At 42.1% G+C, this 7,055-nt stretch carries 9 protein-coding genes; 7 read left to right on the forward strand and 2 right to left on the reverse strand.

Features of this window, described 5'->3' with window-relative positions:
* Positions 1-220: 220 nt before the first annotated feature.
* Positions 221-397: a hypothetical protein gene (locus tag V7K44_RS26055; RefSeq protein WP_334935816.1), complete on the forward strand. Its 177-nt coding sequence runs from the start codon at positions 221-223 to the stop codon at positions 395-397.
* A 4-nt stretch (positions 398-401) separates the two neighbouring features.
* The gene (locus V7K44_RS26060; protein WP_334935818.1) at positions 402-542 is read left to right on the forward strand and encodes a hypothetical protein; all 141 of its coding nucleotides are present in this window, start codon (positions 402-404) and stop codon (positions 540-542) included.
* A 175-nt stretch (positions 543-717) separates the two neighbouring features.
* Here the strand turns inward: V7K44_RS26060 and V7K44_RS26065 are convergent, their stop codons facing one another.
* Positions 718-1,152 (reverse strand): hypothetical protein, encoded by a 435-nt coding sequence (locus V7K44_RS26065; protein ID WP_334935819.1) that lies wholly within the window; start codon positions 1,150-1,152, stop codon positions 718-720.
* Positions 1,153-1,663: 511 nt separating this feature from the next.
* On the opposite strand from V7K44_RS26065, the gene psbQ reads away from it, so the two are divergent.
* The 4 genes from psbQ (at position 1,664) to hemJ (ending at position 5,102) form a co-directional block, all read left to right on the forward strand.
* Positions 1,664-2,119, forward strand: coding sequence for a photosystem II protein PsbQ (psbQ, locus tag V7K44_RS26070; RefSeq protein WP_334935820.1), 456 nt, complete (start codon positions 1,664-1,666; stop codon positions 2,117-2,119).
* A gap of 94 nt (positions 2,120-2,213) precedes the next feature.
* A complete protein-coding gene (locus V7K44_RS26075; RefSeq protein ID WP_334935822.1) occupies positions 2,214-3,311 on the forward strand; it encodes an NAD(P)/FAD-dependent oxidoreductase in 1,098 nt (365 codons plus the stop codon).
* Between the two features lie 160 nt (positions 3,312-3,471).
* Positions 3,472-4,323, forward strand: a complete 852-nt coding sequence (locus tag V7K44_RS26080) for an alpha/beta fold hydrolase (RefSeq protein ID WP_334935824.1) — start codon at positions 3,472-3,474, stop codon at positions 4,321-4,323.
* A 197-nt stretch (positions 4,324-4,520) separates the two neighbouring features.
* Positions 4,521-5,102, forward strand: a complete 582-nt coding sequence (gene hemJ / locus V7K44_RS26085) for a protoporphyrinogen oxidase HemJ (RefSeq protein WP_334935826.1) — start codon at positions 4,521-4,523, stop codon at positions 5,100-5,102.
* Between the two features lie 93 nt (positions 5,103-5,195).
* On the opposite strand, the gene V7K44_RS26090 is transcribed toward hemJ, so the two are convergent.
* Positions 5,196-6,089, reverse strand: coding sequence for a peptidoglycan-binding protein (locus V7K44_RS26090; RefSeq protein WP_334935828.1), 894 nt, complete (start codon positions 6,087-6,089; stop codon positions 5,196-5,198).
* Between the two features lie 388 nt (positions 6,090-6,477).
* On the opposite strand from V7K44_RS26090, the gene V7K44_RS26095 reads away from it, so the two are divergent.
* Complete coding sequence (locus tag V7K44_RS26095) at positions 6,478-6,741, forward strand: hypothetical protein (RefSeq protein WP_334935830.1); 264 nt, start codon at positions 6,478-6,480, stop codon at positions 6,739-6,741.
* Positions 6,742-7,055: the final 314 nt, after the last annotated feature.

Genomic DNA, 7,055 nt, shown 5'->3' on the forward strand with positions numbered 1-7,055 from the left:
GATGTTCCCATGCTTATCCTCTAGTTGTTGGGCGCTCGGCGCGGCTACGGCGCGGCGTAGCTGCGCCATTGCTTGTGACAGTTGCGTAAGTCCTGTGAGAACTAAAAACCAAAAATTTAGGTTTTCAGACATTCTTTACGACAAGAATTAGGAATTTTTAGAATAAATTGCCTTGGGATGTTATTTAAAATAAGCCTGGAGTTACTTGCAGATCAACACTATGGCAGAAATTCAGTTGGCGATTGAGGGTAAAGATGCGATGTCTGACGACAAGCCGCTTCTCTCCGAGACGCTACGCGAACGCGTCTACGCAGCAACAGAGGCGCTTTTGGCAATTCCTGGTATATCTGGTAACTATGCAGTGAGTTCAGATGCACCAGAAAGAGAAGGAGCATGAGGTAGTGTTGGCAATTCAAGATACCACAGAACTGAACTATACTAGCCACAAAGCCCTATCAGGCACAGGATATCTTGACAGTAAATACGCCCAAGGATTAAAAGTCCACTTATTAGCTGTTTACACTAAGGTTGTCTTCAGCTAAATCTGACTTTTTGCAGTTTTTTTTGAATTCTCATCTTTATTTTTCCGCATCATTGCTGATTTTTCTCTTCCTCTACTACATAACTTCTTACTTCTGTCAAATTTTATGTTAAGAAAGATGTTTATAATGCATAGCTTTACAAGGGGGGTTAGGGGGGGATCGAGGTTTCAGGTTTTCAATGCGTAAGTCCTGGTTTATTGAAAATTTCTAAAATCTGTCGGCAAATCTGTTTGAGCTTATCCTCGATTTCACCAGAAGGCGAAGATGCGCCGACAACATTCCAGTTTTCTACCGTAGAAAGTCGCCACGCTTCACCGCGATGATCGAATCCAGCTACTTCCACGCCGATCGCACGCCGGGAATTATTGATGGGATCTTGATAAAATCGGATTTGAATTAAAATACTGCGACTTCGCCAAGATTTGCTGATACCAGGAAAGTGAAAGCCAATATCTATAGAATCTGGATCGACTAACTCCCTGGTTTCCGGGTCATTCTTCCAGGGTTTAAGATCGGATTTGGCATCAGGAAACTCGAATTTGAACAAATTAACTACCGTGGCAATGTTGCTGGCGAGTTCAAGGTTCGTTGCCTGTTCAGCTGCGTTCACTAAAAAACACTCCTATATTGCGTCGGCATCTTCGGGGATGTGAAGACAGAAAAACCGCCAGAAGGCTTATATATATTGGTGTTTCAGCTTATCAAGACCTTTGAGATTTAGCAACTCTAAATCATATTTCCCTAACAATATCAGTTAACGTGAGTTCGACAAGTTTTATTTGACCTCTCCCCCAGCCCCTCTCCGTGTCGGAGAGGGGAGCAAAAAGCTGAATTTTTCCTTGCTCCTCCCTTTCCGTTTCAAAGAGGGAGGCTGGGAGGGAGAGGTTCATCTAACTCATGTTCTGTTACTAACAGAAACCAAAAATTGCTTCTGGTTGGGACTAGCTAACACCTATTAAGTAATTGTACTTAAAAATTACTCAAAAGCAGATGGAACTCTGCTCTTTGGAGAAAATATCAAGATTTTCTGCAAAATCCTTGGCTGACAAGAACGATTGACTGCGCTAGCGATCTAAAATGACACTGTGAATCGGTAAACCAAAAGCAATTAAGTTGAATATATGGTGCGTCAACGCTCGATTTTTTCATTTTTCCTAGTACTATTGGCCACATTCCTGATTAGTTGTGGTGGCCCTGGTGTTGCGGTGGCACCTCCGACTTACACAGCAGTACAACTTGAAAAAATTCAGGCTTATGTTCCTGAAATTCAGGCTGTGCGCGATCGCTCAGAAGAATTGACAACTCTAATAAAACAAGGTGATTGGATCAATGTGCGTAACTTTATACATGGCCCGATAACAGAAGCAAAGCTGAATCTGACTTATGTCACTCCCAACCTTCTACCCAAAGACCAACCCACAGCACGTCAAATAACGCGAGATTTTTTTAAAGACCTGGTTAAACTCGATAAAGCTACTAGTGCTGGCAATCCTCTAGTTGCCTTGAACCAATCCCAGGCTGCTTTCGCAGAGATTGACAAATTCCTCGATCTGCTTCCGAAAACAGAAGAAAGTTAGGAGACGCGATTAATCGCGTCTGTACAGGAGTTAAGAGTTAAGAGTTAGGAATTTTTAACTTTTAACTTCTAACTCCTCACTTAAAGCACAAGTCATGAATGTAGTTATTATCGGTTGTGGTGTGGTTGGGGCTGCGATCGCTTACGAACTGAGTCAAGTAAAAGGGCTGAAAATTACAGTTTGCGATCGCCAACCACCAGCACAAGCTTCCACGGGCGCTGCACTTGGCGTTTTAATGGGCGCAATTAGCCAGAAAATCAAGGGTAAAGCTTGGCAGATGCGACAAACTAGCATCCAACGCTATGAAACTTTGATTCCTGAACTAGAAGCTTTAACAGGTCGCAAAATCCCTTTTAATCGCCAGGGAATTCTCAGTCTGGGTTTGCAAGAGGAGAATTTAGCAGCATGGGAAAAGCTTGTAGAAATTCGCCACTCTCAAGGCTGGCATTTAGAAATTTGGGACACCGCTAAACTCCAGAATATCTGTCCTCAAGTTGCTCACGAAAAAATTACTAACGCTATCTATTCTCCCCAAGATCGCCAGCTCAATCCAACTGCCCTCACCTTAGCTTTAGTTGAGGCTGCCCAACAAAATGGTGTAACTTTCAAATTTGGCGTAACTGTTTTGGATGCCACAACCTCGACACCTGAATTTTGCCATTGCCTTGAGACTACAGAAGGAAAAATAGCCGCAGATTGGTTTGTAATTGCAGCAGGGTTAGGGTCAACACCCCTAACAGCAAAATTGAATCAGATAATTGATATCCGCCCCGTACTTGGGCAAGCATTGCAAATGCGTGTGGGGCATCCATTAGGTAATCCCGACTTCCAGCCAGCGATAACGGGTAATGATGTCCATATTGTTCCTGTGGGCGGGGGAGATTATTGGGTAGGTGCAACAGTGGAATTTCCTAGCAATGGTGATGAGATACCGCCAAATCAAGAACTGCTGGAATCTGTTAGAGAACAAGCGATCGCATTTTGTCCAGAATTAGCCACAGCAAGCATTCTTCGCACTTGGTCAGGATTACGTCCCCGTCCTGAAGGTCGTCCAGCCCCAGTTATTGGTAAGTTGCCAGGATTTAGTAACATCCTCCTAGCTACCGGACACTATCGCAACGGCGTTTTGCTAGCACCCGCTACAGCTTATGCGATTCGTGAGATGATTATTTCTCAAGGAATAGGGGGATGAGGGGGAGCAGAGGAGCAGCACTTCTCTACGCTCAGTGACCGAGGAGCAGAGGAGCAGGAGAAGAATAACAAACAACTTAATGCCCAATTCCTAATGCCCCATGCTCAATTCCCACTTGCCCTGAGCGAAGCCGAAGGGATGCCCAATATAGGAAAATAGCGTGTCAATAACAGAACATAAAATCAATGTAGATTCACTGGAATGGTTTTATCGGGAATCTTTACCAATCGGCAGAAGTGACTTAGCGCCTGTGTTGTTGCTACACGGCTTAGTTTCACAAAGTTACAGTTGGCGTCATATTATACCTGCGTTAGCGAGTCAGGGGACAAGAGCGATCGCTCCCGATTGGATTGGTTACGGCTTTTCTGCCAAACCAGAAAAACGAGATTTTGCTTACACTCCCGATGCTTTTATCACAGCTTTAGAAGGATTTGTTAAAGCTCTAGAACTTGAACATTTTTCTTTAGTTGTCCAAGGTTTTTTAGGTTCTGTAGGACTACAATATGCTTTGCGTCATCCAGAACAAATTGCCAATTTAGCTATCTTAAATACACCAATTTCAACTACTGCTAAATTACCCTGGAAAATCAAACAAATGGGTTTACCTTTAGTAGGTGAAGTCATGACCCAAGACCCTCTATTAGTTGACCGGACGCTAGAAGGAGGAAGCCGTTATCGCATAGGAGATAAGGAATTAGATGTTTATCGAAAACCATTTTTGAAATCTTCTTCATCTGGTCGAAGTCTTTTAGCAAGTATTCGCAATTTACAGCTTGATTCAGCAATGACAGAAATTGAATCTGGCTTTAAAGAATGGCAACAGCCAATTCTTATTCAATGGGGGATGATTGACCCTTGGCTACCCGTAGACATTGCCGAAAAGTTTACCAATTCCGTACCAAATAGCGAATTAATAAAACTTAATAACGTCGGACATTATCCTCAAGAACATTACCATGAGGCGATTTTAGAAGACCTTTTACCCTTTGTGCGTCGTAAAGATGCTCATTAAGAATATAGCTCTGGCAAAAATCGATATTATAAAAATGAACTCACAGATAAATATAGATAAATTATAGATATTTATCTGTGGTAAAAAATCAAGTTGGGATTTTTGCTAGATTTATCAATGTTATCCCGCCTGCATTTGTGAACTTTTTATTACCATTAAAAATGCATCACAACCACAAGTAAAGGAGATTAGGATTCATGGCTTATTCATGGTTTAAAGCTTTTCATATTGTCGGATTTGTAGTTTGGTTCGCTGGTTTATTCTACTTGGTACGCCTTTTTATCTATCACGTTGAAGCTGAACAAGAACCTGAACCAGCACGAACAATACTGAAAAATCAGTATCAAATTATGGAAAAGCGGCTTTACTATATCATCACTAACCCAGGAATGTACGTGACGATCGCAATGGCCATCGGTTTAGTAACCACTGAACCGGATATTTTAAAAGAGGGATGGTTGCATATCAAACTGCTGTTTGTGGCTATTTTAATTGGCTATCATCATTACTGCGCTCGGCTGATGAAGAAATTAGCAGTAGATGAGTGTGGCTGGAGTGGTCAGCAATTACGGGCTTTAAATGAAGCGCCTACAGTTATGTTAGTAGCGATCGTGTTGCTGGCTGTGTTTAAGAATAATCTACCTACAGATATCGCGGCTTGGGCTATTTTTGCCATGATTATTTTGATGGCAGTCACTATTCAACTTTACGCCAAAAAACGTAGGCAGGATAAAGAGAAATTGACGGCACAAATAGGGCAACCACAAGAACAAAGTTAGACAAAGTAAGGTAGCACAACTATGCTACCTTACTAAACGTTCCATCACAACAATAAATGCTACCAATTAACTATTACTTTATCCTGGAAACCTTTACAGTAAATCATCCCCAGGAATTACGGTAGTGTAAAAAGTATATTTGCGATTAGCGACATACCGTCGGTCTTGTTTAATAATTGCCATAAACTCTCTATGTCCCTCACGGCTACGTCCCACTAAACAACCCGCGCTAGCAAGGCGAATGTCATTCTGGGGAAAATCAAAGCCGTAATGTTGATTCACATAAAAATTATCACCTGTATCAAGTTTGTCACCAGTCCGTTTAAAATCTTGGTTTAAATCTCTACAAACTGTTATATCTCCAACTTGCACTAACGCTTCATGAGGCTCTGCTGTGCCGTGAGTACCCACAGCCCAAGCTTTGTATTGTCCAAACTGAATCCTAGCTGCTCCTTTGGGATTCATCGGATTATAAGTGTAATATCTCCCTGGTTCTGTAGTCGCTTCCCAGTGATCTACGATTTTGGGAATACCATTTACTACTTCAATCACAATCCGGCGATCGTTAAATTGATTGGGTGTATCACTGTTGAGAGTCCAGTCTCCATTCATACCCTCTATATAAACAATGTTGTATTCTTTGGGATTGTTAAATACCTGATAACCTTTGGCTAGCATATATTTCACAATCTTACTAGCGATGTCATTGCCTAGTTTTAAGGGGGGTTTAGGAAGATCGTCTATTTTGGTTTCAATTAGTTTCTTGGCTGTGACTGCTCCTAAAAAGCCACTCTCTTCAGTCTTGATTAATTCTTGAAATTTTTTGATAGATATCACAGAAACAGGGCCGAATTTCCCATCGGCTGGAGGTTCCAGCAAACCTAAGCCGATTAACAATATCTGAATCTGACGAGCTAAGTCTGCATCTTCTGCGATCGCATCAAACGACCATTTCTCATCTTTTCCCAAGAAATCTTGTAGTTTCATTATGCACCTGCTTTCATTTATTGAGTTCTAAGTATAAACATCATTTTAAAAACTGATGTCGTCTAAAACTATACTATAAGCTGAAATATGATGTCATCTGGAGTCTGCGATATCTACGACCAGCTACGCTAACGCACATTGCCTCTATGCAATACTTCATACAGGCTACAAAGCTATGAAATGGTAGATGTCCGCAGCACCCCTGATATTCACAGCGAATCAGACTTTGAGGAATTGCTGAATGCGATCGCACAGCGTTTAGATGAGTAAAAATAACCTATTGATTAAGCTCAGAGGTTGAGCAATGCCTCCGACAGGCTACACCTACGCCCTTTGAACTCGATAATTTGTGTTCTGAGGTGCAAGCTTTAAGCTCAGAAGTAGAACAATGAGGATAAAAGGTGCAACTTCGAGGAAAAAAGGCGCAAGTCCGAGGATAAAAGGTGCAACTGCGAGGATAAAAGGTGCAACTTCGAGGATAAAAGGTGCAACTGCGAGGATAAAAGGCGCAACTTCGAGGATAAAAGGTGCAACTGCGAGGATAAAAGGTGCAACTTCGAGGGTTAAAGGTCAAGCGATCGCTCTTTTAACTCGACAACTCATGTTCCAAGGTGCAATCTTCGAGTTCAGAGGTCGAATGATGAAGCTTTGAGAAGGTTTTACGGGGTTGCATATTTGCGGGATGATTTTACTATTTTTGTGGGATGGGCAACATTAGCGTCCCTTGCATTTCCGGGCGGGCAGGATGCCCACCCCACAAGAATCATCCCTTAATTCAGCAACGCCGGTTTTACTATACAAAACCTGTCCCTCTCCGCATCGGAGAAGGACAGACTTTAATAAAAGTTCAAGGCAGCAAGAGGTTTGTTATTACTGGAGTTTAGACTAAGCATTAGGAAACGACCCAGCAGCACTGAGTTGACAAAACATAAGCTTCAATCAGAAAAATCTTTGGTACTAAGCTGA

Source organism: Nostoc sp. (assembly GCF_036917235.1).
In the GTDB taxonomy this organism is placed as follows: Bacteria; Cyanobacteriota; Cyanobacteriia; order Cyanobacteriales; family Nostocaceae; genus Nostoc.